Annotated in this window: 1 protein-coding gene; it reads right to left on the bottom strand. The window is 48.1% G+C overall.

The features are described 5' to 3' along the window. Positions 1–27: 27 nt before the first annotated feature. Positions 28–709 (bottom strand): IS3 family transposase (locus tag L8V22_RS11630; RefSeq protein ID WP_269966566.1); only part of this gene is annotated, 682 nt, incomplete at its 5' end.

Below are 709 nucleotides of genomic sequence, written 5' to 3'. Positions count from 1 at the left end.
GGGGATGCGGACATTTTTTAGGAATATTCAGAGTAGCAGCTTGCGTCGGCGTTGATTGATGCTTAATCCGCCGAACTCAAGCTTGATTCTTCGTTCGTTGTAGAAATCGACATATTCATGAATCGCTTTCTCTAATTCCTCACGATGGCGCCATTTACGCCCATAGAACATCTCATTTTTCATTCGGCCGAACAATCCCTCGCACGCCGAATTGTCGGGTGAGCACCCTTTCTTCGACATTGAACGAGCAAAACCGATGTCTCGGGAGGCTTGGATCCAACTATTACCTCGATAGTGACAACCCCGATCGGAATGGATTACTAATCTTGTCGGATCAGCAGGCGCATCATTTTCAATCGCCTGCGCTAAGCAGTCGTCTGCAAGCTGCTGACTAGGATGGCAACTCGTTGTTGCTCCCACGATCTTTCCGTCGAAACAATCCACCAACGCTGAAAAGTAGATTTTCCCGTCATCAGCAGGAAACTCTGAAATATCCGTCAACCACAGCAGCCCAGGCTTATCAGCATGAAAATTCCGTTTCACCAAGTTTGGTGGGGCATCTGAAATCTCTCCGCGATACGACGAATAACGACGTTTTTTCTTAACATAGCGCACCGTTAACCCTTCGGCTGTAATGATTCGGCGCACAACTTTCTCGCTGACCTTGATTCCCGATCGCTTCAATTGAATCCATACGCGACGATAGCCG

It is taken from the genome of Corynebacterium yonathiae (assembly GCF_027570195.1).
Classification (GTDB): domain Bacteria; phylum Actinomycetota; class Actinomycetes; order Mycobacteriales; family Mycobacteriaceae; genus Corynebacterium; species Corynebacterium yonathiae.
This window is presented reverse-complemented; position numbering and strand designations above follow the sequence as displayed.